Annotated in this window: 19 protein-coding genes; 9 read left to right on the forward strand and 10 right to left on the reverse strand. The window is 54.9% G+C overall.

The annotated features are described in order from the left end of the window. Nucleotides 1–3: 3 nt before the first annotated feature. Nucleotides 4–207, reverse strand: coding sequence for a putative selenium delivery protein YdfZ (gene ydfZ, locus ACMGGX_RS20215; protein ID WP_014883679.1), 204 nt, complete (start codon nucleotides 205–207; stop codon nucleotides 4–6). Between the two features lie 287 nt (nucleotides 208–494). On the opposite strand from ydfZ, the gene ACMGGX_RS20220 reads away from it, so the two are divergent. After that, a complete protein-coding gene (locus tag ACMGGX_RS20220; protein ID WP_029739402.1) occupies nucleotides 495–926 on the forward strand; it encodes a universal stress protein in 432 nt (143 codons plus the stop codon). A gap of 33 nt (nucleotides 927–959) precedes the next feature. Here the strand turns inward: ACMGGX_RS20220 and ACMGGX_RS20225 are convergent, their stop codons facing one another. Further along, nucleotides 960–1,646: a GntR family transcriptional regulator gene (locus tag ACMGGX_RS20225; RefSeq protein ID WP_023311557.1), complete on the reverse strand. Its 687-nt coding sequence runs from the start codon at nucleotides 1,644–1,646 to the stop codon at nucleotides 960–962. 91 nt (nucleotides 1,647–1,737) lie between these two features. After that, nucleotides 1,738–2,484: a bifunctional NADP-dependent 3-hydroxy acid dehydrogenase/3-hydroxypropionate dehydrogenase YdfG gene (gene ydfG, locus ACMGGX_RS20230; RefSeq protein WP_023311558.1), complete on the reverse strand. Its 747-nt coding sequence runs from the start codon at nucleotides 2,482–2,484 to the stop codon at nucleotides 1,738–1,740. A gap of 142 nt (nucleotides 2,485–2,626) precedes the next feature. On the opposite strand from ydfG, the gene dcp reads away from it, so the two are divergent. Both dcp and ACMGGX_RS20240 read left to right on the forward strand, forming a co-directional pair. Next, nucleotides 2,627–4,660 (forward strand): peptidyl-dipeptidase Dcp, encoded by a 2,034-nt coding sequence (gene dcp, locus ACMGGX_RS20235; protein ID WP_348561052.1) that lies wholly within the window; start codon nucleotides 2,627–2,629, stop codon nucleotides 4,658–4,660. A gap of 311 nt (nucleotides 4,661–4,971) precedes the next feature. Next, nucleotides 4,972–7,554, forward strand: coding sequence for a bifunctional diguanylate cyclase/phosphodiesterase (locus ACMGGX_RS20240; protein ID WP_420298850.1), 2,583 nt, complete (start codon nucleotides 4,972–4,974; stop codon nucleotides 7,552–7,554). A gap of 101 nt (nucleotides 7,555–7,655) precedes the next feature. Here the strand turns inward: ACMGGX_RS20240 and uspF are convergent, their stop codons facing one another. Beyond that, nucleotides 7,656–8,090, reverse strand: a complete 435-nt coding sequence (uspF, locus tag ACMGGX_RS20245; protein ID WP_420298851.1) for a universal stress protein UspF — start codon at nucleotides 8,088–8,090, stop codon at nucleotides 7,656–7,658. 125 nt (nucleotides 8,091–8,215) lie between these two features. Then, nucleotides 8,216–8,506 carry a DUF1330 domain-containing protein gene (locus ACMGGX_RS20250; RefSeq protein WP_420298852.1) on the reverse strand — a complete coding sequence of 97 codons (291 nt, stop codon included), beginning with the start codon at nucleotides 8,504–8,506 and terminating at the stop codon, nucleotides 8,216–8,218. 68 nt (nucleotides 8,507–8,574) lie between these two features. Between ACMGGX_RS20250 and ACMGGX_RS20255 the strand changes: the two genes are divergently transcribed. Next, nucleotides 8,575–9,030 (forward strand): MarR family winged helix-turn-helix transcriptional regulator, encoded by a 456-nt coding sequence (locus ACMGGX_RS20255; protein ID WP_233466379.1) that lies wholly within the window; start codon nucleotides 8,575–8,577, stop codon nucleotides 9,028–9,030. A gap of 72 nt (nucleotides 9,031–9,102) precedes the next feature. On the opposite strand, the gene ACMGGX_RS20260 is transcribed toward ACMGGX_RS20255, so the two are convergent. Next, nucleotides 9,103–9,774, reverse strand: a complete 672-nt coding sequence (locus ACMGGX_RS20260; protein ID WP_348561055.1) for an MgtC family protein — start codon at nucleotides 9,772–9,774, stop codon at nucleotides 9,103–9,105. A 458-nt stretch (nucleotides 9,775–10,232) separates the two neighbouring features. Here ACMGGX_RS20260 and ACMGGX_RS20265 point away from each other — a divergent pair, with 458 nt between their 5' ends. Next, nucleotides 10,233–11,441 carry an MFS transporter gene (locus ACMGGX_RS20265; protein WP_348561056.1) on the forward strand — a complete coding sequence of 403 codons (1,209 nt, stop codon included), beginning with the start codon at nucleotides 10,233–10,235 and terminating at the stop codon, nucleotides 11,439–11,441. A 19-nt stretch (nucleotides 11,442–11,460) separates the two neighbouring features. On the opposite strand, the gene ACMGGX_RS20270 is transcribed toward ACMGGX_RS20265, so the two are convergent. Beyond that, nucleotides 11,461–12,450: a 2-hydroxyacid dehydrogenase gene (locus ACMGGX_RS20270; protein WP_023311563.1), complete on the reverse strand. Its 990-nt coding sequence runs from the start codon at nucleotides 12,448–12,450 to the stop codon at nucleotides 11,461–11,463. A 210-nt stretch (nucleotides 12,451–12,660) separates the two neighbouring features. On the opposite strand from ACMGGX_RS20270, the gene ACMGGX_RS20275 reads away from it, so the two are divergent. The 3 genes from ACMGGX_RS20275 to ACMGGX_RS20285 are packed head-to-tail and all read left to right on the forward strand — an operon-like array spanning nucleotide 12,661 to nucleotide 15,813. After that, on the forward strand, nucleotides 12,661–15,300 hold the full coding sequence (locus tag ACMGGX_RS20275; protein WP_420298853.1) for a YdbH family protein: 2,640 nt from the start codon (nucleotides 12,661–12,663) through the stop codon (nucleotides 15,298–15,300). Continuing rightward, nucleotides 15,297–15,488, forward strand: coding sequence for a YnbE family lipoprotein (locus ACMGGX_RS20280; protein WP_014169918.1), 192 nt, complete (start codon nucleotides 15,297–15,299; stop codon nucleotides 15,486–15,488). The genes ACMGGX_RS20275 and ACMGGX_RS20280 overlap by 4 nt, the downstream gene beginning before the upstream one ends. A 7-nt stretch (nucleotides 15,489–15,495) precedes the next feature. Then, complete coding sequence (locus ACMGGX_RS20285; RefSeq protein ID WP_023311566.1) at nucleotides 15,496–15,813, forward strand: YdbL family protein; 318 nt, start codon at nucleotides 15,496–15,498, stop codon at nucleotides 15,811–15,813. Here the strand turns inward: ACMGGX_RS20285 and feaR are convergent, their stop codons facing one another. Next, nucleotides 15,814–16,722, reverse strand: coding sequence for a transcriptional regulator FeaR (feaR, locus tag ACMGGX_RS20290; protein ID WP_033145415.1), 909 nt, complete (start codon nucleotides 16,720–16,722; stop codon nucleotides 15,814–15,816). It lies immediately after the preceding gene. Nucleotides 16,723–16,963: 241 nt separating this feature from the next. Between feaR and ACMGGX_RS20295 the strand changes: the two genes are divergently transcribed. Then, the gene (locus tag ACMGGX_RS20295) at nucleotides 16,964–18,463 is read left to right on the forward strand and encodes an aldehyde dehydrogenase family protein (RefSeq protein WP_420298854.1); all 1,500 of its coding nucleotides are present in this window, start codon (nucleotides 16,964–16,966) and stop codon (nucleotides 18,461–18,463) included. A 137-nt stretch (nucleotides 18,464–18,600) separates the two neighbouring features. On the opposite strand, the gene ACMGGX_RS20300 is transcribed toward ACMGGX_RS20295, so the two are convergent. Together ACMGGX_RS20300 and ACMGGX_RS20305 are read right to left on the reverse strand one after the other, a co-directional pair. Further along, nucleotides 18,601–19,707, reverse strand: coding sequence for a GGDEF domain-containing protein (locus ACMGGX_RS20300; RefSeq protein ID WP_420298855.1), 1,107 nt, complete (start codon nucleotides 19,705–19,707; stop codon nucleotides 18,601–18,603). A 73-nt stretch (nucleotides 19,708–19,780) separates the two neighbouring features. Further along, nucleotides 19,781–21,754, reverse strand: a complete 1,974-nt coding sequence (locus ACMGGX_RS20305) for an alkyl/aryl-sulfatase (RefSeq protein WP_420298856.1) — start codon at nucleotides 21,752–21,754, stop codon at nucleotides 19,781–19,783. Nucleotides 21,755–21,840 lie beyond the last annotated feature (86 nt).

The following is a 21,840-nucleotide window of genomic DNA, read 5'->3' on the forward strand; positions in this document are numbered from 1 at the left end:
AGCTTAGTGCATCCCCAGGCGAATCAGCTCAATCGGCTCGAACTTACCTTCGCATCCTTCCACTTCAACCGTTTTGCTGCGGCGCACCTGCGCGGCATCGAGCCCGTCGCTGTGGATTGCTTTAATCACGCCGGTTTTGCCCGTGCCGCTAATCATGACGCGGCTGCCGGTGGTGATTGCATTGCGGTTACGGTCGTATGTCATCATGGTATTTTCTCCTCTCTAACCTGTTCGTTACGGCGCTATTTCGGGTTTTGCCGTTCACGGGGCCTATAAATACGCCTGTCCGCGTTTCATGTTTTTGTTTTTGATCAAACTCACACTTTTTTCTTTATTTCGTCGGGCGCTGACGGTTCAGGACGGTAATTTACAAAGTGGACCATTATTTTCATTAATTGATAGTTTCGAGAGGGAAGCGTTGAAGGTTGGTTTATATTCCCGATGTCATCCTGTGTGCAGGAAATAACCCTTCATCGGAATAAGGAGTCAGGCTTATGTATAAGAGCATTTTGATGCCTGTAGACGTGTTTGAAATGGATTTGAGCGACAAAGCGGTTCGCCACGCGGCAAACCTTGCGAAGGCAGAGGGCGCGTCGATTACCCTGGTCAATATTCTGCCAGCCAGCAGCCGGTCTCTGCTGCGCGGGTTCAACGCCGATATAAAAAAGTTTGAAGAGTATATGACCGCAGAATCCGGTAAGAAAATGAACGAGTTAAAAAGACTGTTCGATATCGCCCCAGAGAATATTCACAGCATGGTGCGTTTTGGCAACGTCCGGGATGAAATTATCAAGCTGAGCAAGGAGGGGGAATATGATGCGATTGTCATCGGGTCGAAAAACCCGAGCATCACCACTCATCTGCTGGGTTCAAATGCGGAATCTATTCTGCGCTACGCCACGATCCCGGTGTTAGTCGTTCGCTAATCACGCCGCCGCACCCGAAAGGGGCGGCGCATATTACTCTTCGCTAAACCACTCGCTATTTTCCTGACGAATAAGCTGCACGGATTCGCTAATTTCCTGCAGATGCAGCGTCATCGCTTTTTCCACACCGTCCGGGTCGCGTTTTTCCAGCGCGCTGAAAATATCATGATGCTGTCGGAGCAGCATTTCCGGCGGGGAGACGTGATCGAGGCTCATATAGCGCACGCGGTCAATGGTGGCCTTGATGTTCTCAATGGTGTCCCAGGCCAGCTGACAATCCGCGATCTGCGCCAGCTTCTGGTGGAATTCATCGTCAAGCTGGAAGAAATCATTGAGCTGCTTACGGTCAATCGCAATACGCTGCTGGTGCAGGTTCTGCTCCAGCTGGTAACACTGGTTGTCGTTGATAAGCGTTGCGGCACGGCGCGCCACCGCGCATTCAATGGCCTGGCGAACGAAACAGCCGTTGCGTACCTGAGAGAGTGAAATTTTGTTCACGTAGCTGCCGCGCTGCGGGCGGATCTGAATCAGTCCGTTTTCAGCAAGCTTAATAAACGCTTCACGTACCGGCTGACGGGAAACGTCAAAACGCACGGAGACCTCTTTTTCAGAAAGCGGCGTTCCCGGTGGGATCAGGCAATGGACAATATCACGTCGCAAAATGCGATAGATTTGCTGGTTAACGGGCTGGGTGGGATTGAGTTGCGATTCAGCGGCCATGAGTTGTCATTTCTCAGAGAGTTAGCCTGAACATACTACCATTCTTTTAGGGTATGAAATAGACCCGGCCCGCAGGCCGGGAAGGGCTGATTTAGCCACGATGGACGCTGAGTCCGGCAAAACTCTGGCTGACTGGCATCATTTCCACGGTATTGATGTTGACGTGTTTTGGAAGCGTCGCCACCCACCAGACCGTTTCGGTCACATCTTCCGGCGTCAGCGCGTTAGCATTTTCGTAGGTTTTGCCCGCTTTCGCGTCATCGCCTTTGAAACGCACGTTGGAAAACTCGGTACCGCCCACCAGACCCGGTTCGATATCGGTAACGCGAATGGCGGTGCCGTGCAGGTCGGTACGCAGGTTAAGGCTGAACTGGCGCACAAACGCTTTTGTTGCGCCATAGACGTTGCCGCCTGCGTAAGGCCAGCTTCCGGCGGTGGAGCCAATGTTGATAATGTGGCCGCGGTTGCGCTCGACCATGCCCGGCAGCACCGCGCGGGTCATATAGACCAGCCCTTTGTTGTTGGTATCGATCATGTTTTCCCAGTCTTCAACGCTGGCTTTGTGTGCGGGCTCCATGCCCAGCGCCAGACCGGCATTGTTGACCAGCACGTCGATGGCGCGCCACTCGGCGGGCAGGTTGGCAATCATCTCTTCAATGGCCGCGCGGTTACGCACGTCCAGCTGCGCGGTCAGGATGCTGTCGCCTAATTCGTCCTTCAGCTCCTGCAGGCGCTCCTGACGACGGCCCGTGGCAATAACCTTGTGCCCGTTGGCGACGAAGCGACGCGTGATGCTTTCACCAAAACCTGCCGTTGCCCCGGTAACTAAAATAATCATCTCACTGTTCCTCAACGCTTTTTGTGTTGTACTAACATAGCACGGCCGAAGAGGGTGCGTTAAGGCAACATTTGTATGACGGCGTTGCAGGGGATGGCGGCCTGGCCTACTCTGGGAGGATACCCGTACTCAGGAGCGAAAGATGACGGCCACGAATCCCTTTTTTGACATCAGCCTGCTGCCTTACCAGGCCCCCCATTTTGATGAAATCACCGACGATCACTATCGCCCGGCCTTCGATGAAGCGCTTCGCCAGAAGCGGGCGGACGTAGACGCCATTGTGTCCCAAACCGCTGCGCCGGACTTCACCAACACCTTGCTGGCGCTGGAGAAAAGCGGCACCATGCTCTCGCGCGTCAGCAGCGTGTTCTTCGCCATGACCTCCGCGCACACCAATGCGTACCTGCAGGAGCTTGAGGAGCAGTTCTCCACCGAGCTTGCCGCGCTGGCAAACGACATCTGGCTGAATGACACCCTTTTCGCCCGCGTGGAGAGCGTCTGGCAGGACCGTGCCGCGCTGGACGCCGAATCCCGCCGGCTGGTCGAGGAGACGTATCAGCGGTTTATTCTGGCCGGCGCGCGTCTGAATGAAAAGGAAAAAGCCGAGCTGAAGGCGCTGAATACCGAGGCGGCGACCCTGACCAGCCAGTTCAATCAGCGTCTGCTGGCTGCCGATAAGACGGGCGGGCTGGTGGTGGATTACGCGCACCAGCTTGACGGGCTCAGCGCCAGCGAGATTGCCGACGCGGCGCAGGCTGCCGCAGAGCGAGGGCTAAACGATCGCTGGCTGATCCCGCTTCTGAACACGACTCAGCAGCCCGCGCTTTCCGCGCTGCGCAATCGTCAGACCCGTGAAAACCTGTTCAACGCTGGCTGGACGCGCACCCAGAAAGGGGATGAAAACGACACTCGCGAGCTGATCCTCCGACTTACGGCGCTGCGCGCCCGGCAGGCCCGCCTGCTGGGATTTGACGATTACGCCAGCTGGAGTATCGCCGACCAGATGGCGAAAACCCCGGACGCCGCGCTGGAATTTATGCGCGGCATTGTGCCCGCCGCCCGCGCCCGGGCAGAGCGCGAGCAGGCTGATATTCAGAAAGTCATCGACGACGAGCAGGGTGGTTTCACCGTGCAGGCCTGGGACTGGGCTTTTTATGCCGAGCGCGTGCGTCAGGCAAAATATGCCCTCGATGAATCGCAAATCAAACCCTATTTTGCGCTCAATACCGTTTTGCACGACGGCGTATTCTGGGCCGCAAGCCAGCTGTTTGGCATCCGCTTTGTGGAGCGCTTCGATATCCCGGTGTATCACCCGGACGTCCGCGTCTGGGAAATTTTCGACCACACCGGTGAGGGCATGGCGCTGTTTTACGGCGACTTCTTTGCCCGCGATTCCAAGCAGGGCGGGGCCTGGATGGGGAATTTCGTCGAGCAATCCTTCGAGCTTGCTGCCCGTCCGGTGATCTATAACGTCTGTAACTACCAAAAACCGGCTAACGGCGGCGTTGCGCTACTCTCCTGGGATGACGTGATCACCCTGTTCCACGAGTTTGGCCATACGCTGCACGGTCTGTTTGCCAGCCAGCGTTTCGCCACGCTCTCCGGGACCAATACGCCGCGCGATTTCGTTGAATTCCCGTCGCAGATCAACGAACACTGGGCCAGCCATCCACAGGTGTTTACCCACTACGCCCGCCATTACGAAACCGGTGAACCGATGCCGGACGCGCTGCGGGAAAGCATGCTCAACGCGACCCATTTCAACAAGGGTTATGACATGACGGAGCTGCTGGCTGCCGCGCTGCTGGACATGAACTGGCACGGGATTAGCGAAGCCGTTTCGAGCGTAGACGCGTTTGAAGCGGCAGCACTGCAAAAAGAGGGGCTGGGTCTGCCCGCCGTACCGCCGCGCTATCGCAGCAGCTATTTTGCCCATATTTTCGGCGGCGGCTACGCGGCGGGATATTATGCCTACCTGTGGACGCAAATGCTGGCGGACGACGGGTATCAGTGGTTTGTTGAACAGGGTGGCCTGACTCGTGAAAACGGGCAAAAATTCCGCGAGGCGATTTTGTCCCGTGGTAACAGCACGGATCTGGCTGAACTGTATCGCAACTGGCGCGGGCACGATCCGAAAATTGAACCGATGCTGGACAATCGCGGGTTGAGCGAATAAGGTTAGTCTCGTTAGAAAAAAGAACCGGGCTTTACGCCCGGTTTTTTTATACGCCTGTAACCGCTTCAGCCAAAAAGTGTCTTAATATACATTCTTTATAAATAAAATGGTGACGTTAAACGTCACTCCGGTCGGTATATTTAATTTACCGAGTATAGGTAGTAAAATAGTTAATAATTAATAATTTGATCTGGGTTAGAGAAATCAAATATTCTTTAACCTGAGATTTTCAGCTATAAATTTTTGTTATTTTGTGCCGATAAATGAAAGTGGCATAAAAATCGACGTAGTAGCAGTTAAGAAGGCGAAAGATGACCCTACCTCTGAACAATCCGGGCTTCACCGATACCGAGCCTTCTAAAGGCCTGATAAATAAAACCTTTACCTATATTGTAACGTTGTTGATAAGTATTTTTATTGCGGCAATAATTTCCCTGCTAATAATAAAAGATAATGTTAACGAAATCAGCGACACGCACGAGGAATTTTTGTTAAGGAAAGCCCTCGATACCCGCCAGGAAAGCATGCGAAGCCATTTGAAAGATAATGCCGAGTGGGGAGATGCCTACAAACATCTTCATCTGAACACTGACGTTCACTGGGCATGGGATAAGCAGAACCTGGGTAAGTCCCTGTATGACAACTTTGGCTACGAAGGGGTGTTTGTCCTCTCCCCGGAAGAGAGCACGCGATACAGCGTGGTTGACGGGAAACTGAAGCTTCAGGAGCTGGAACGCTGGTTAGACAAATCAACAAAAGACCGTTTACTCCATGAGTTGAGTATAAAAAAGGGAGTGCCGGTTTCAGTACTAGCGCTTATCGATTCCGTGCCGGCCATCGTTTCTGCGCAATGGATAACGACGGGTGATGATTCGAGCGTGCAAACCCTGCCCGGAAAACCTTCGACAATGGTGTTTATAGACAAGTTAACGGCTAAAAAACTTCTCACGATTGGGCAGGATGCCGGTATCCAGAACGTTCGTACTTCTCCCGCTGCAGTCACTTCTCAAATAAATAATCAGACAGAATTTACCTTAAGCACCCAGAATGGGGATGTCAAAATTATCTGGGACGGTGAAAATCCCGGCCAGGCGTTAATAATTTATTTTTTGCCATTGCTCATTCTTTCAGTCGTTCTGACGGTATCGATGACAGTGATATTAATGCGTCATATTATGCACAAGGCGAGAATGCTTGATGAAAATACTTTTCTCCTTGAGCAGGCGCGGTTGAATCTTATTACAAGTGAAAAACGATTTCGGGACGTCAGTGAAACAACCAGCGACTGGTTCTGGGAAACAGATTTATCGTTAAGGATAACGTGGCTATCGGGTCGTTTTTCCACAATAACGGGATATGAAAATAGCAAATGGATAGGCCGCAGGTTGGATGAACTCTTTCCGTCGACAAACGGATTATCACATGACTGCGCCAGGCAGCGGGACTTAACCGAACGCTTTGAATTTAAAAACTGCCCTTATACTCACGCGCAACAAACCACGTCATATTGCACGCTTCTGGCAAAATTTTCTGCTCAGCCTGATGGAACGGTGGTGTTGCGAGGCGCGGCAACCGACGTTTCTCAGGAAGTTGAAGCAACAAAACGCGTGGAGTTCCTGTCACGCCATGATGAATTAACCGGTCTGCCGAACCGGTATCATATTAAGGAATTTCTGGCTGGCAAGTTAGCGAAAGAAGACCTTAACCATTATCCCTTTGCCATGATTTGCCTTGATTTAGACAAGTTTAAACCCGTCAATGATATTTTCGGGCACTCCACCGGCGATGCCCTGCTTGGCGAGGTCGCTTCACGTCTTAAAAATTGCGTTCGTCGAGGTGATTTTGTCGCACGGCAGGGAGGGGATGAATTTATGCTTCTCCTCGGCAACACCAGCCAGCAAGACCAGATTGAGGAGGTGTGTCGTCGCATCGTGCAAGAACTTAACCGTCCTTTCGCCATTGAGGGCAATGATGTGGCGATAGGCGTAAGCATGGGCATTGCGCTGGCTCCCCGGGATAGCAGCAGCGCAAACGATCTTCTCCGCTACGCGGATATTGCGCTGTATCAGGCGAAACAATCCGGCAGAAACCGATGGGTCTATTATCGCCCGGATATGTCGGAAAAGTTGACCGAACGCAGGAAACTGGAATTAGAACTCAAGACCGCAATTCGCGAAGAACAGCTCTACCTGGTTTACCAGCCGCGTTATAACCTCAGGTATTCTACTATTGATGCCGTCGAAGCGCTGGTGCGCTGGCAGCACCCGGCTCGAGGGACCATAATGCCCGATCAGTTTATTCCGCTGGCAGAAGAAACCGGGCTGATTATTAGCCTGAGCAACTGGGTCATACGCAAAGCCTGTACGGAGACGAAAGACAAATTGCCGGGATTATCGGTCTCCGTCAATATTTCTGCTATCGAATTCCAGGCAAGCGATCTTGCCGAAAGAATAAAAGAGATCCTTCACGAAACGGGGCTTGAACCCAACCGGCTGGAAATTGAAGTCACTGAAAACGTTACGCTTTCCGACCCGGAAAAAACCTTGCAGACCATGAAGTCTCTCAAAAAAATGGGCGTCCGCATTCTGATTGACGATTTCGGCACCGGCTATGCCTCACTGAGCTACCTGCGGAAGTTTCAGTTTGACGGGCTTAAGCTCGACAAGAGCTTTATTTTTACCCTGGGGGACTCGCCGCAGAACCAGTCAGTCGTGGAAAAAATTATCGACCTGGGGAAAGCCTATTCCATGGCGGTAACCGCAGAAGGGGTGGAGACCGCCGAACAGCTGTCTTTTCTGAAAAAAAATAAATGTGATGAAGTTCAGGGCTACTTGCTTGGAAAACCGGCCGCCATTACGGACTTAAATTTAAACGCCAACAGAGTAAATCTCTAAATCGCGCCTTCACTCAGGGCTGCGTAAATGAAAAACCGGGCTTCGCGCCCGGTTTTTGTTATCCGCTATCCGTTCGTATCCACGAGCGTAAACGCCGCATTCTATCTCACGACCAGGACAGGGCAGTTCGCATGCCGAACCACTGCCGCAGCGTTCGAACCCAACAGATACGTCGATATGTCAGGTTTGTGGGAAGCGATGATAATCAGGTCGGCATCGATCGTGTCAGCGAGCTTAAGGATTTGATCTTTTGGAGATCCCGTCACGGCGTGAGTCTGTATCTTGTCGGGAGGGATTTTGAATTGCTTAACGATTTCATCCAGCTTGGCTAAGGCCGCGTGCTGGAACTCTTTCAGCTTCGGCATTTCTACCGAATAGGCCAGGCCTAATGATGAATAATACGGAAGCGATGGAATAACAGTAAGAAAGTGAACTTTAGCTGTGTTAAGTGCTGTATGTGCCTGAACGAAAGGGATAACCATGTGCGTCAGGCTATCCTCAGAAATGTCAATTGGAACCAAAATTGAGTTATACATTTGTCCCTCCTGAGTGTTTTTCACACAACTCAGGGTAGACCGTTAATTTCAGGAAAACAGAGAGCAAGCTGTCATAACGGGTACAAATTTCGGTTATGTGATAGGCGTACAGTGGAACCTGGCCGTCATTCCGTCGTGACAATGAACATTCTCGCCTCCTGGGCGAGCTGGCGTTCAGCCTTAATCGGCGCATATTTTTCCGAATGATAGAAGGCAATGGCCTGCTCCAGGGTAGGGAATTCAAAAATGCCCGCATAGGGTAACGGCTCCACTTCCCCTTCCAGGACCTGTGCGACAGCACCAAAATGAACGACTTTACCTCCTGCCTCTTCTAATGCAGACGTGAAGCGGGGGGCAAGGCTGGCCTGTCTGGCTGGATCAATAACGCGTAAGTTGATATGAACAAAGGCTGGCATAGCCGTTCCTTAAGTATGATAAATAATGTATATACAGTATTAACTTTAGCATTGATTGTCGAGATGAAATGATGAACAACATTGATGTTGCGCTGTTGAAGACCATCCCGGAAGTCTGCCCGGCGTTTCAGGCGCGCGCTACCGCCAGGGCTATTACGCGCTATTACAATGCCTTCTTCAGACCGTTTGAGCTGACCGCCGAGCAGTTCAGCCTTTTGGTTGGCATCGGGGGTTCCCCAAATGAAACCGTTGCGGAACTCGCCGCCAGAGCCGGGGTGGATGCGACCACGCTGAGTCGAAATATCCGCAGTCTGGAATCGCGCGGCATTATCGATTCGGCTGGAGGCCGTGGACGTGCAGGGAAACGACTCATGCTGACAGCTGAGGGCTGGCGTCTGCTCGAGGAGCTCATCCCGGTCTGGCAATCCGCTAAACAAGAATTGTCCCATCTTATGGGCAGCGAGCAGCTCGGCCTGACGACGGAAATGATGAAACGCCTGGCTAAAATCAGCACAGCGTTATGAATATCTCCGCGTCACCGTTCGTTTCCGGCTAAACGGCAAAGCCTAAACCGGGCGTAACGCCCGGTTTAGTATTTATATTGCGTGACAGCTGACGGACGCGATAATTTTATTCCCGCCCATATTCCCCATAATCATATCGAGTAATTTCCGGTATTCCTCCCGGGTCATCACCTCCGCGCGAATTTCAGTTTTACCTTCTATTTGCGCAGTAGCGGAATAAATTGCTTTCAGACTTAACGTCAACTCTTTCGCCATGTTTACGACGCTTTGCCGCACCGCATCTTCATGCTCATCATTACAGGTGATTTTAAGGACATAGCATTTTTCGCCTTCATGTAGCACGGGCAGTTGATTAATTCGCTGCGCGGCTTCGCGAAGCAATATGTTAGCGCAGAGAATAATTAGGCTGGCCATGGCGGCATTCCAGAACTGGCCTAATCCGCACAGTACGCCAATTCCGGCCGAGCACCACAGCGTTGCGGCAGTATTCAAACCACGAATATTCATTCCTTCACGCATAATGACGCCAGCGCCAAGAAAGCCGATTCCGGAGACGATCTGCGCTGCGATACGTCCCGGGCTATCAGGAGAAGTCGATACCGAACTTAGAATGAACACTGCCGCACCCGTGGCAACCAGTGCATTGGTACGAAGCCCGGCCATACGCTGGCGCCACTGTCTTTCCGCGCCAATAATTGCGCCCAGCAGCATCGCTGCGAGCAGATGAGAGATATAAGGGAACATCAGCCTGTCGCCTGTTAACGTTATTAAATAATAAGCGTCAGTGCTTTGCTAAGCACATCGTAACGCCGTTTAAATGCTAAGCGTGTCAGGACAACGGTGGCGGAAAGAGTGAATGAGTAAACATGAACATGCGATGCCCCACAAATTGAGTGGTTCTTACTGTGTCGGGATACAATCGCTTAAAGAGGATTGCTGCCCACCGTTTCAGGTAAGCAGCGAGAAAATCGCGCTAGCTTACCTTCGTATCGACGATAAAATAACTTTCCAACGAAGGACTCCTGTGAAAATTTATTGCCAGTATAGTCAGGGGCGATAATGAGTAAAGCGAAAAAACAGACTCCGTTATGAATTGTTTAAGTTCGGAAAGCATGTTTTTTTAAGACGTCATCTGATTTTCAAAAATACCCGGTATACTACATTTTCTTTTTTACAGGCGATAACAGACAAAGGCAGGAAGTATGTCTCTTCGTTCGCTGCGGGCATTGTGCCTGACAAGTTTTTTCATTGCGGATGTCCGCGATGGCCTCGGTCCTTTTCTCGGTATTTTTCTGACCGAACGCCACTGGGCTCCCGATGATATCGGCATCCTGATGACGGCCGGTGGGCTGGCGGGATTACTGGCCACGCTGCCGGCGGGATTCATCACCGACACCTCACGCAGCAAGCGGACCGTGCTGGCGCTGGTGTGCCTGCTCATCACTCTTAGCACGCTCCTGCTCTGGTTTAGCCAGCAGAGCGCTGTTGTCGCCGTTTCGCAAATTGTCTCCGGTATCTGTGCGGCGTTTGTCGGTCCGCTGATCGCCGGAATTACACTGGGGCTGACCAGCCAGAGCGGATTCAGCGCGCAGATGGGCAAAAATGAGGCGTTCAATCACGGCGGCAACTTTGTTACCGCACTGATTGCAGGCGGCATTGCGTGGTACTGGGGCGTCGGCGGGATTTTCCTGCTGATGACCTGTACCACGCTGTTAACGCTCTGCGCGCTGCTTGCCATTCGCAACGGGGATATCGACAACGACGCCGCACGAGGACTCTCTTCTTCCGCGAGCCTGCCGGTTCCCGGATTTGCCGTGCTGATAAAAAACCGGGCGCTGTTAGTGACCGGGCTGACGCTGCTGCTCTTTCACCTGGCGAACGCCGCGCTGCTGCCGATGCTGAGCATGAGGGTGGCCGCCGCGCCCGCCACGATCAACCCCGGTTTGTACGCGGCGGGCACCGTCATCATCTCTCAGGCGGTGATGATCCCCGTCGCCATCTGGGTCGCCAACCGAATAGACCGCTACGGCTACTGGCGCTTAATTATGCTGGCGCTGCTGGTGATGCCGGTGCGCGCGGCGCTGGCGGCGTCTACGGACGCGCCGCTCATGATGATCCCGGTACAAATTCTCGACGGGCTGGCCGCAGGGATCCTGGGGGTGGTGGTGCCGTCGTTTATCGTGGTGCTGTTGCGCGGGAGCGGGCACGTCAATGCCGGGCAGGGCGTGGTGATGCTGATGCAGGGGGTCGGGGCATCCATGAGCCCGGCGTTAACCGGCACGATTGCGGGTCATTACTCATTTGCCACGGCATTCAGCGTTCTGAGCGCGATTGCGCTGGTGGCCGTACTGCTATGGTGGTGCTTTGCGCACCGGACCTGGGAAACTGACAGTACGCCGGGTGGGGCATAGACGCCACCCGGCGTCACGCTTACGCCAGTTCGTTAGGGCACGCTTCGCCCTTTTCCAGCTGCTGCAGGTTACCCAGCGTGGTTTCCGAAATGCTGATCAGCGCTTCGGCAGTCAGAAACGCCTGGTGTCCGGTAAACAGCACGTTATGACAGGCAGACAGGCGGCGGAACACGTCGTCCTGGATCACATCATTCGACTTGTCCTCAAAGAACAGATCGCGTTCGTTCTCATACACGTCCATCCCCAGCGCGCCAATTTTCTGAGTTTTCAGCGCTTCGATAGCGGCCTGAGAGTCAACCAGCCCGCCGCGGCTGGTGTTGATGATCATCACGCCATCTTTCATCTGGTCAAACGCCGCCTGGTTTAGCAGGTGGTAGTTCTCCGGCGTCAGCGGGCAGTGCAGGGAGATCACGTCAGACTGCGAGAACAGGGTCGGCAGGTCGACGTATTCCACGCCCAGCTCCAGCGCAGCGGCGCTCGGGTACGGATCGAACGCCAGCAGACGCATGCCGAAGCCTTTCAGAATGCGCAGGGCGGCGATGCCGATTTTACCGGTGCCGATCACGCCCGCGGTTTTGCCGTACATGGTAAAGCCGGTCAGCCCTTCCAGAGAAAAGTTGGCGTCACGGGTACGCTGATAAGCGCGATGAATACGACGGTTGAGCGACATCATCATGCCAATCGCATGTTCCGCGACCGCTTCCGGGGAGTACGCCGGAACGCGCACCACCCTCAGACCCAGCTCTTTCGCCGCGTCGAGGTCCACGTTATTAAAGCCCGCGCAGCGCAGGGCGATATATTTCACACCCTGTTTTTTCAACTCTTCCAGCACCGGGCGACTGCCGTCGTCGTTAACAAAAATGCAGACGCCTTCACAGCCGTGCGCCGTTTTGGCGGTTTTTTCGGACAGCAGAAAGTCGAAAAATTCAAGCTCAAACCCGTAAGCCTCATTAACATGTTGCAGATACTTTTTGTCGTACTGCTTTGTGCTATATACCGCGAGTTTCATAAGACTTTCTCCAGTGATTTTGCATTCACGTTAGCATGATTAAAATTATCTTACAATTTCTAAAATATTATTTAATTCAATAAGTTCTATCAATTATTCTAGAGCATCTATCCTTAAAAATGGCATTCCCTTCAACTGACTGCCTAAACATGCGACAATGATCGGCACTGCCGGCTTAATTCTTTCGCTAAATCAGGATATTAACTGCCCATGAAGGGTAAATACAAAGCCGCTCTTGCGCTTTTACTGCTGTTCATATTGTTGCCGCTGACGCTGCTGATGACGCTCGCTCAGTGGGTACCGACGCTCGCCGGGATCTGGTTGCCCGTCGGGACGCGCATCGCTCTCGAAGGGAGTCCGAAACTTACCCGCCACGCGCTGGTGATCCCCGATCTTCGCTATCTGGTTGAAGACTGCGAAATTGCCCGCATCGATAACGTGACGCTGTCACATCCGAGCCGCTGGAAGCTGGATGTCGGCGCGCTGGATCTCAATTCCGTCTGTCTAAGCACAATTCCCCAGTCTGCGCCCTCAACGGTCGCCCCCAAAACGCTGGCACAGTGGCAGGCGGTATTACCGAATACCTGGATCACGGTTCACCGTCTGACGCTGTCGCCCTGGCAGCAGTGGCAGGGCGAGCTGCATGCGTCGCTGACGCCGTCCATTCAGGAGATCGCCTATAAAGGCGAGCAGGTCAGCATTAAAGGCACGCTTCGCGGTCAGACGCTCTCGGTCAGCCAGTTCGATGTACAGCTCCCGGACCAGCCGCAGCCGATTAAGCTGGTGGGCGAGTTTACCCTGCCGCTGGTGCCGGATGGCGTGCCGGTGAAAGGCCACGCGGTCGCGACCTTTAACGTGCCACAGTTAACGTCTCTGGTCGATGCCGATCTGGACTGGGAAGACAATCAGGGACAGCTGGTGGTGATGGCTCGGGACAATCCCGATCCGCTGCTCGACCTGCCGTGGCAGGTCACGGCGGAGCAGCTGAACATCAGCGACGGGCGCTGGAACTGGGATCTCTCGGGTATGCCGCTGAGCGGTCGGGTGTCTCTTCGCGCCGATAACTGGCAGCAGGGGCTCGAAAATACCACCCTGACCGGACGGCTGAATGTGCTTACTCAGGGTGATGCGGGGAAAGGCAACGCGGTACTGAACATTGGGCCCGGCAGGCTCAGCATGGAAAACAGCGACATGCCCCTGCATCTGAGCGGCGAGGCGAAGCAAAACGATCTTATTCTTTACGCCAAATTGCCCGCAACGCTGACCGGCAGCCTGTATGAACCGCAGCTGGCCTTTGAACCGGGCGCGCTGCTCCGCTCGCGCGGGCGCATCATTGACTCACTCGATATCGATGAAATCCGCTGGCCGCTGGCGGGCGTGAAGCTGACGCAGAAGGGCGTGGACGGCCGATTACAGGCGATTCTGCGCGCCCATGAAAACCAGATGGGGGATTTTGAACTCCACCTGGACGGCCAGGCCAACAACTTTTTACCTGATAACGGCCTGTGGCAGTGGCGCTACTGGGGGAAAGGCGGCTTTACGCCGATGCATGCCCGCTGGGATGTCGCCGGGAAAGGCGAGTGGCGCGACAATCTTATTGAGCTGACGGCGCTCTCCACCGGTTTTGACAAGCTCCAGTACGGCACGATGGAGGTTAGTAAACCGCGTCTGGTGCTGGATCGGCCTGTACGCTGGCTACGTGATGCCGAAAAATCGACCTTCAGCGGGGCGCTGTCGCTCAACGCCGGGCAAACCCGTTTCTCCGGCGGCAGCGCGTTGCCGCCCTCGGTCCTGACCTTCAGCGTCGACGGCACCGACCCGACCATTTTTCAGTTTAAGGGCGATCTCCATGCGGACAAAATCGGCCCGGTACAGGTGAACGGACGCTGGGATGGCGAGCGCCTTCGCGGGCAAGCCTGGTGGCCGAAACAGTCGCTCACCGTATTCCAGCCGCTGATCCCGCCGGACTGGAAAATGACGCTGCGCGACGGGGAGCTTTACGCGCAGGTCGCCTTCTCGGCGGCGGCCGATCAGGGCTTTGAGGCCGGCGGGCACGGCGTGCTGAAATCCGGCAGCGCCTGGATGCCGGATAACCAGATTAACGGCGTCGATTTTGTGCTGCCGTTCCGCTTCAGCGAGGGAACCTGGTCCCTCGGCACGCGCGGTCCGGTCACCTTGCGCATTGGCGAAGTGGAAAACCTGGTGACCGCGCGCAACATTACCGCCGATCTACAGGGGGACTATCCCTGGACGGAGGACAATCCGCTGCTCCTCACCAACGTGAAGGTGGAAACCCTCGGCGGGAAGATCACCATGCAGCAGCTGCGGATGCCTCAGCACGATCCGGCCCTGCTGCGCGTGGACAATATCTCTTCGAGCGAGCTGATCAGCGCCGTTAATCCGAAACAGTTTGCCATGTCAGGGCCGGTGAGCGGGGCGCTGCCGTTCTGGCTGGACAATGAAAAATGGATCATTAAAGATGGCTGGATGACCAACCCGGGGCCAATGACGCTGCGCATCGACAAAGATACGGCCGACGCCATCGTGAAAGATAATATGGTGGCGGGCGCGGCGATTAACTGGCTCCGCTATATGGAAATTTCGCGTTCGTGGACGAGAATCAATTTAGATAATCTGGGTGAATTAACCATGCAGGCGACCATCAAGGGGACCAGCCGGGTGGATGGCAAAAGCAGCTCCGTCAACCTGAACTATACCCATGATGAGAATGTCTTTACCCTCTGGCGCAGCCTGCGCTTTGGGGACAACCTGCAAACCTGGTTTGAGCAACATGCGGCGATACCTGCTCCCCGCAGTTTGACTGGCAAGGAAAGTGAGGAACAACAATGAAAAAGATGGCTGGTGTGCTCACCGTTGCCGTTGCCGCGCTACTGACCGGCTGTACGCCGCGCATTGAAGTCGCTGCGCCAAAGGAGCCGATTACCATCAATATGAATGTCAAAATCGAACATGAAATCCATATTAAGGTCGATAAAGACGTTGAAACCCTGCTGAAATCGCGCAGCGATCTGTTCTGAGGATGCCATGAAACGATTAGCTCTGATTTTACTGGCGCTGGGGATGAACGTGCAGGCGGCTGCGCTGACCTTAAACGATGCCCGGGCTCAGGGGCGCGTGGGGGAAACCCTCAGCGGCTATCTTGCCCCGATTCAACAGGACGCGGAAACGCTGGCGCTGGTCAATCGTATCAATGCGGCGCGCGCGGAAAACTACCAGAAGCTGGCTGACAGCAATAATTTGCCGGTCGATGAAGTGGCTAAAATGGCCGGTCAGAAACTGGTTGCCCGCGCGCAGCCGGGCGAGTACGTGAAGGGCATTAACGGAAAATGGCTCAAAAAGTAGTTAGCGGTAGCGCCTGCGGTATTCACCCGGCGAGACGCCAAAACGCTGCTTAAACGCCGTTGAAAAATGGCTATGGTCGGTAAAGCCCCAGCTGTAGCCAATGCCCGCCAGCTTTTCATCATCACCGGTAGATTGCAGTGCCTGCGCGCAGAGATCCAGACGACGGTTTTTGATGTACTGCGCCACCACCAGCCCCTTCTCGGCAAACATGCGGTAAAGGCTGCGCACGGACATGCCGCTCTCGGCTGCAATCCATTCCGGGCGCAGCGATTCAGACTGAATATGGTCGTCAATCAGCGCCACCACATGCTGGAACTGGCGCTCCTTGCGCGGCTGAATGATTTCACGCTGCTGGAAAGCGGGGCGCAGCAGGCAGATCATCGCCTCGAGCGCCGCTTCGCTTTCACGGTCACTCAGGTCGGCATTGCTCATGCTCTCCATCAGCAGGCGATGGCTCAGCTGTACCGTGGGCAAGGTGCGGGAAAGGGCGGTCGCGCAGCTTATCTCCTGGAAGCGACACTGCTGCTCAATAATCTGACGGGGGACCAGCAGCGAAATCTGGCGGGATTTTTCCCGCCAGTTGATCGAGCAGGGACGCGACGCGTCAATCAGCGTGATATCACCGGTTCTGAGCAGCGCGCGACGGTCATCCTGCTCAATTTCCGCGCTGCCTTCGAGCTGGAACACGGTATAGAACCAGGCATCATTACTCTGAGCGATCTCCTGACGGGAGCGGAACAGGTTAACGCCGCCTGCGGTCACGGTGCTGAGCTTCAGGCTGCGCGCATAGCTGGTCTCCAGCTCGCCGAAGAATTTCCCCCCGGTGGGCTGCGCGTTAAAACGCCCGCAAACCTGGTTAATTTGCGCCAGCCACTGCTGATACTGTTCCTGCTCGCTTGCACACGCCATCGTTTCTCTCACTGCACCGTCAACGTTTTCGCATTGTTGCATTTGTGTTGCATTTTGTCAGAGCTATGAGGCTGACTATAGGAAAGAACACTCACCGGTAACAGCGATATAAGCGGCAATTATCGCGATTTGCGGAGCCTGTCACAGGTGGCAAAGCGAATGTCACAGAGACAAAAGCGAGAACGCAAAACCCCACTTAGACTGGATGGAGACCCTGCGAAGAATAACGAAGGAGTATCCTATGTCTGAATCACAGGTGGCCATTCAGCCTGCCGTACAACAATTTTTAGACCGACAGCATGGCCTGTGGATTGAAGGGCGTCAGGCCGCGTCGGACAGTGAAAAGCGGCTGAACGTCTTCAACCCGGCCACGGGCGAGGTCATTGCCTCAACTGCCGATGCCAGCGTCGACGACGTTGACCGTGCTGTTATGTCCGGCTGGCGCGCGTTTGTCGCCCGCAGCTGGGCCGGAAAACTGCCGGCGGAGCGCGAGCGGATCCTGCTTCATTTCGCCGATCTGGTCGAACAGCACAGCGAAGAGCTGGCCCAGCTTGAAACGCTGGAGCAGGGCAAATCCATCAATATTTCCCGCATGTTTGAAGTCGGCTGCACCCTGAACTGGATGCGCTATACCGCCGGGCTGACCACCAAAATTTCGGGTAAGACCCTCGACCTTTCCATTCCGCTGCCGAAGGGCGCCCGCTATCAGGCGTGGACGCGTAAGGAGCCGGTTGGCGTGGTGGCCGGGATTGTGCCCTGGAACTTCCCGCTGATGATCGGGATGTGGAAAGTGATGCCTGCGCTGGCCGCGGGCTGCTCTATTGTCATCAAGCCGTCAGAAACCACGCCGCTCACCATGCTGCGCGTGGCGGAACTGGCCAGCGAAGCGGGCATTCCGGACGGGGTGTTCAACGTGGTGACCGGGAGCGGCGCGGTGTGCGGCGCAGCGCTGACCTCGCATCCGCATATTGCAAAGGTGAGCTTTACCGGCTCAACGGCGACGGGCAAGCAAATCGCCCGCACGGCGGCGGACACGCTAACCGGGGTGACCCTGGAGCTGGGCGGGAAAAACCCGGCTATCGTACTGAAAGACGCGGACCCGGCGTGGGTGATCGAAGGCCTGATGACCGGCAGCTTCCTGAACCAGGGGCAGGTGTGCGCGGCGAGCTCGCGCATCTATATTGAAGCGCCGCTGTTTGACACGCTGGTCAGCGGGTTTGAGCAGGCGGTGAAATCCCTGAGCGTCGGGCCGGGCATGTCGCCGGAGGCGTTTATCAACCCGCTGGTGTCGCGCGCGCACTGCGACAAGGTGCAGACCTTCCTTGACGAAGCGAAGTCGCGCAGCGCGGAGCTGATCGTCGGTAACCGGGGGCCGGAAGGCAAAGGCTATTACGTTTCGCCTACGCTGGTGGTGAACCCGGATACCTCGCTGCGCCTGACCCGCGAAGAGGTGTTTGGCCCGGTCGTCAACCTGGTGCGCGTTGCCGACGGGGAAGAGGCGCTCCAGCTGGCAAATGACACCGAATATGGCCTGACGGCCAGCGTCTGGACGCAGAATATCAGCAAGGCGCTGGAGTACACCGACCGGCTGCAGGCGGGCACCGTCTGGGTGAACAGCCATACGCTGATTGACGCCAACCTGCCGTTCGGCGGCATGAAGCAGTCCGGCACCGGACGCGACTTCGGTCCGGACTGGCTGGACGGCTGGTGTGAAACCAAATCGGTTTGCGTGCGCTACTAGTAAAAGCAAAAGGCAACCTGGAGGTTGCCTTTTTAGTGTTTGTTCCCTCTCCGTGGGAGAGGGTCAGGGTGAGGGCATCCAGCCGCACCGGGCGAATTTTGTAGGCCGGGTAAGGCGTAGCCGCCACCCGGCTTTAATTAAAGCGACCACCGATCCCGCCCGGCCTCCTTCGCCCGATACAGCGCCGCATCGGCGCGGGCGATGATCTCGGTGCCCGCTAACCCTTCCGCCATGCTCGCAATCCCCATGCTCACGGTGACACGATCGCTAACGGTTGACGCGCTGTGCGGTATAGCTTCTGTGCGCAGGCCGTCCTGTATACGTAAGGCAACCTTTTCTGCGATGTTTTCCGGACAGTTAAACAGGATCACCATAAACTCCTCGCCGCCGTAGCGTGACACCACATCGTCAGGCGTGCGCACCGACTGCTTCAGCACCCGCGCCACGCGCGTCAGGCAGTCGTCACCCGCCTGGTGCCCGTAGGTGTCGTTGTAGCGTTTGAAATAGTCGATATCCAGCATAATCACCGAGAAGGTTTTTTTCTGCTCAACCGCGTTCTCCAGCACCACTTCCATTTTCCGGCGATTGGCGGTTTTGGTTAACGGATCCTGATGCGCCAGCGCATCCAGCCTGGAGATCAGCAGCTGATTTTGCTGGTTACGTCGCCAGGCCTCGTCAAACCAGCTCAGCAGGATGAAACGCCCGCAGATCAGGATCAGCGTAAAGACGCTCCAGATAACAAAAAAATGAAGGTTGAGGCCATCGTTCCGTATCCAGCTTGCTACCGGCAGGGTGATCCAGAGCGGGAGCACAAAGGCGAGTAGCCCTTCAGGATAAAAATAGAGCGCCGTTAAGCCGGCGAGTAATAAAATGACGCACAGCGGCCAGACGTGCGGGAGCAGCAGCTGGGTGATAAACCAGAAGCAGGAGACCGACCAGATGGCGCTGCAGATAAACAATACCACGCTGATGCCGGCGATGCGCCGCCAGGCCATCAGGATCAGCGCAGCGGAGAGGATGATAATGCCGAGCATGGAGGCATCAACTATTCTCGTCAGCTGCGGCGAATGGGGATAAAGGGGATCGCTGGTATTAAGCAAAACGTGTCGCAGCAGAATCATCACCGCGAAGCTGATATTCACGAAGGCCAGCCACGGCAGGTTCATCGCCAGCCCGTGCATGACCATAGCATGGCGCGTTGGCCAGGTTGCCCGTTCAAGTGTCGGTTTTTTTCTCTTTTCCATTGACGCTTTTTTCCCTTTCTGGCTAACACGTGAAGCAGGAAAGGGCGGACGAACCGCCCTTATGCGTGCACCGTTACGGTGTCACAATGTTAAACCAGAAATCAAACTTGTCCATATAGCTAAGCATGGCATCAAGTTTCGCGCTGTCACCAGTAATTTTAATATTTCCGCTGTCCTGAGCCTGTTTTAGCGTCACCTCCTTGAGGATGATTTTATTCAGGGTGTCACGGTTAAGCGTCAGCGTCGCGTCCGCCTCTTTTGCTTCCGCGTTCGCCGTGTGGTTCAGCACGCCGTTTTCCAGCTCCAGCTTATATTTCCCGCCATCGCTGCCCAGATCGATGTTAAACACCGATTTGGCGTCACCCGCTTTTTGTCCGTTGATATGGACAGCCAGATAGTCAAAGAACATCTCTGGCGTCATCGCGCGCACCGTGTCCGGGCTGGCGGTATTCGGCGTTGGCCCTTTCACCACGCCGTTACGCAGCTCCTGCGCACCGGTCAGGTAGAAGTTACGCCACGGGCCGGATTCAGCCTGATAGCCAAGCTGTTCCAGCGCATCCGCTTCCAGATTACGCGCCGCCTGGTTGTTTGGATCGGCAAAGACCACTTTGCTCACCACCTGCGCCACCCAGCGGTAGTTGCCCTGGTCGAAGTCGGTTTTCGCCTTGCTCAGGATGGCATCCGCGCCGCCCATATACTCCACGAATTTCTTGGCGCCTTCTTCAGGCGGCAGTTCATCCAGCGTCGCCGGGTTGCCGTCAAACCAGCCCAGATACAGCACATAGGTGGCTTTTACGTCATGGCTCACCGAACCGTAATAGCCGCGGTTGGCCCAGGTATGCGCCAGAGAATCCGGGAGCTTGAAGTTAGCGGCGATTTCGTCGCGCGTCAGCCCTTCGTTCGCCATACGCAGCGTCTGGTCGTTGATGTAACGATAGAGATCGCGCTGGCTTTTCAGCAACTTGACGACGTTTTCGTTGCCCCAGGTCGGCCAGTGGTGCTGCGCCATGATGATTTCAGCTTTGTCACCCCAGCGCACAATCGCCTGATTGATGTACTTCGACCACGGCAGCGGCTCGCGGATTTTGGCCCCGCGCAGCGAGTAGGTGTTGTGCAGGGTATGGGTCACGTCCTCAGCGGATTCAATCAGTTTTTTCTCTTCGATATACCAGAGCATTTCCGATGGCGCTTCGGATCCCGGTGCGAGCATAAAATCATAGGTCAGGCCGTCGATAACCTCTTTTTGCCCGTCTTTCTCAATGATGTTAGTTGGGGCAATCAGCGTGACCGTCCCGGCGGAGGTCGTCGTTCCAAGACCGGCACCCACCTGACCTTTGGCATCGGGCTTCAGCAGGTTGCCATACATATAGCTGGCGCGGCGGCTCATCACGTTGCCCGCCATGATATTCTCGGCAACGGCCGCTTCCATAAACCCGGCTGGCGCGTAGACCTTCACTTTGCCGGATTTCACCTCGGCTTCGTCCACCACGCCGCGCACGCCGCCATAGTGGTCAACGTGGCTGTGGGTATAAATAATGGCGACGACAGGCTTCTTGCCGCGATTTTTAAAATAGAGATCCATCCCGACCTTCGCCGTTTCTGCCGACACCAGCGGGTCAACCACGGTAATACCTTCTTTCCCTTCAATGATGGTCATATTTGACAGGTCAAGATTTCGTATCTGATATACGCCGTCGGTGACTTCAAACAGGCCGCTAATATTAATCAGCTGAGATTGACGCCATAAGCTGGGATTAACGGAGTCCGGCGCTTTATCGCCTTCTTTAATAAACGAATACTGCTGTGGATCCCAGATGATATTCCCTTGTTCCCCTTTGATTATTTCCTGAGGAATCGGTGCAATAAAGCCTTTATGGGCGTTCGTAAAATCGGTGTTGTCGGAAAAAGGCAGCTGATTAAAGAGGGCATTATTGGCTTGTTGCGTTGCTGCCGTGGCGTCCTTCGGGGCTTCTGCGGCATACGCGGAGCTGACGGAAATAACAAGTCCAGCCAGAGCAAGACTCCTGACGATCAAATTGAATTTCATCCTAACCTCTCAGTGGTGTATTACGTCGTTCGTGGAAACTTCGTGTCCTGGCTGAAAGTGGTTCAAGAAATGCAATAGGAATAAAC

This window comes from Enterobacter sp. BNK-29 (genome assembly GCF_048684785.1).
In the GTDB taxonomy this organism is placed as follows: Bacteria; Pseudomonadota; Gammaproteobacteria; order Enterobacterales; family Enterobacteriaceae; genus Enterobacter; species Enterobacter cloacae_M.

Excerpts from the sequence above, each read along its gene's own strand:
- ydfZ (WP_014883679.1), bottom strand. The coding sequence starts at position 207 with ATGATGACATACGACCGTAACCGCAATGCAATCACCACCGGCAGCCGC.
- ACMGGX_RS20220 (WP_029739402.1), top strand. The coding sequence starts at position 495 with ATGTATAAGAGCATTTTGATGCCTGTAGACGTGTTTGAAATGGATTTG.
- ACMGGX_RS20225 (WP_023311557.1), bottom strand. The coding sequence starts at position 1,646 with ATGGCCGCTGAATCGCAACTCAATCCCACCCAGCCCGTTAACCAGCAA.
- ydfG (WP_023311558.1), bottom strand. The coding sequence starts at position 2,484 with ATGATTATTTTAGTTACCGGGGCAACGGCAGGTTTTGGTGAAAGCATC.
- dcp (WP_348561052.1), top strand. The coding sequence starts at position 2,627 with ATGACGGCCACGAATCCCTTTTTTGACATCAGCCTGCTGCCTTACCAG.
- ACMGGX_RS20240 (WP_420298850.1), top strand. The coding sequence starts at position 4,972 with ATGACCCTACCTCTGAACAATCCGGGCTTCACCGATACCGAGCCTTCT.
- uspF (WP_420298851.1), bottom strand. The coding sequence starts at position 8,090 with ATGTATAACTCAATTTTGGTTCCAATTGACATTTCTGAGGATAGCCTG.
- ACMGGX_RS20250 (WP_420298852.1), bottom strand. The coding sequence starts at position 8,506 with ATGCCAGCCTTTGTTCATATCAACTTACGCGTTATTGATCCAGCCAGA.
- ACMGGX_RS20255 (WP_233466379.1), top strand. The coding sequence starts at position 8,575 with ATGATGAACAACATTGATGTTGCGCTGTTGAAGACCATCCCGGAAGTC.
- ACMGGX_RS20260 (WP_348561055.1), bottom strand. The coding sequence starts at position 9,774 with ATGTTCCCTTATATCTCTCATCTGCTCGCAGCGATGCTGCTGGGCGCA.
- ACMGGX_RS20265 (WP_348561056.1), top strand. The coding sequence starts at position 10,233 with ATGTCTCTTCGTTCGCTGCGGGCATTGTGCCTGACAAGTTTTTTCATT.
- ACMGGX_RS20270 (WP_023311563.1), bottom strand. The coding sequence starts at position 12,450 with ATGAAACTCGCGGTATATAGCACAAAGCAGTACGACAAAAAGTATCTG.
- ACMGGX_RS20275 (WP_420298853.1), top strand. The coding sequence starts at position 12,661 with ATGAAGGGTAAATACAAAGCCGCTCTTGCGCTTTTACTGCTGTTCATA.
- ACMGGX_RS20280 (WP_014169918.1), top strand. The coding sequence starts at position 15,297 with ATGAAAAAGATGGCTGGTGTGCTCACCGTTGCCGTTGCCGCGCTACTG.
- ACMGGX_RS20285 (WP_023311566.1), top strand. The coding sequence starts at position 15,496 with ATGAAACGATTAGCTCTGATTTTACTGGCGCTGGGGATGAACGTGCAG.
- feaR (WP_033145415.1), bottom strand. The coding sequence starts at position 16,722 with ATGGCGTGTGCAAGCGAGCAGGAACAGTATCAGCAGTGGCTGGCGCAA.
- ACMGGX_RS20295 (WP_420298854.1), top strand. The coding sequence starts at position 16,964 with ATGTCTGAATCACAGGTGGCCATTCAGCCTGCCGTACAACAATTTTTA.
- ACMGGX_RS20300 (WP_420298855.1), bottom strand. The coding sequence starts at position 19,707 with ATGGAAAAGAGAAAAAAACCGACACTTGAACGGGCAACCTGGCCAACG.
- ACMGGX_RS20305 (WP_420298856.1), bottom strand. The coding sequence starts at position 21,754 with ATGAAATTCAATTTGATCGTCAGGAGTCTTGCTCTGGCTGGACTTGTT.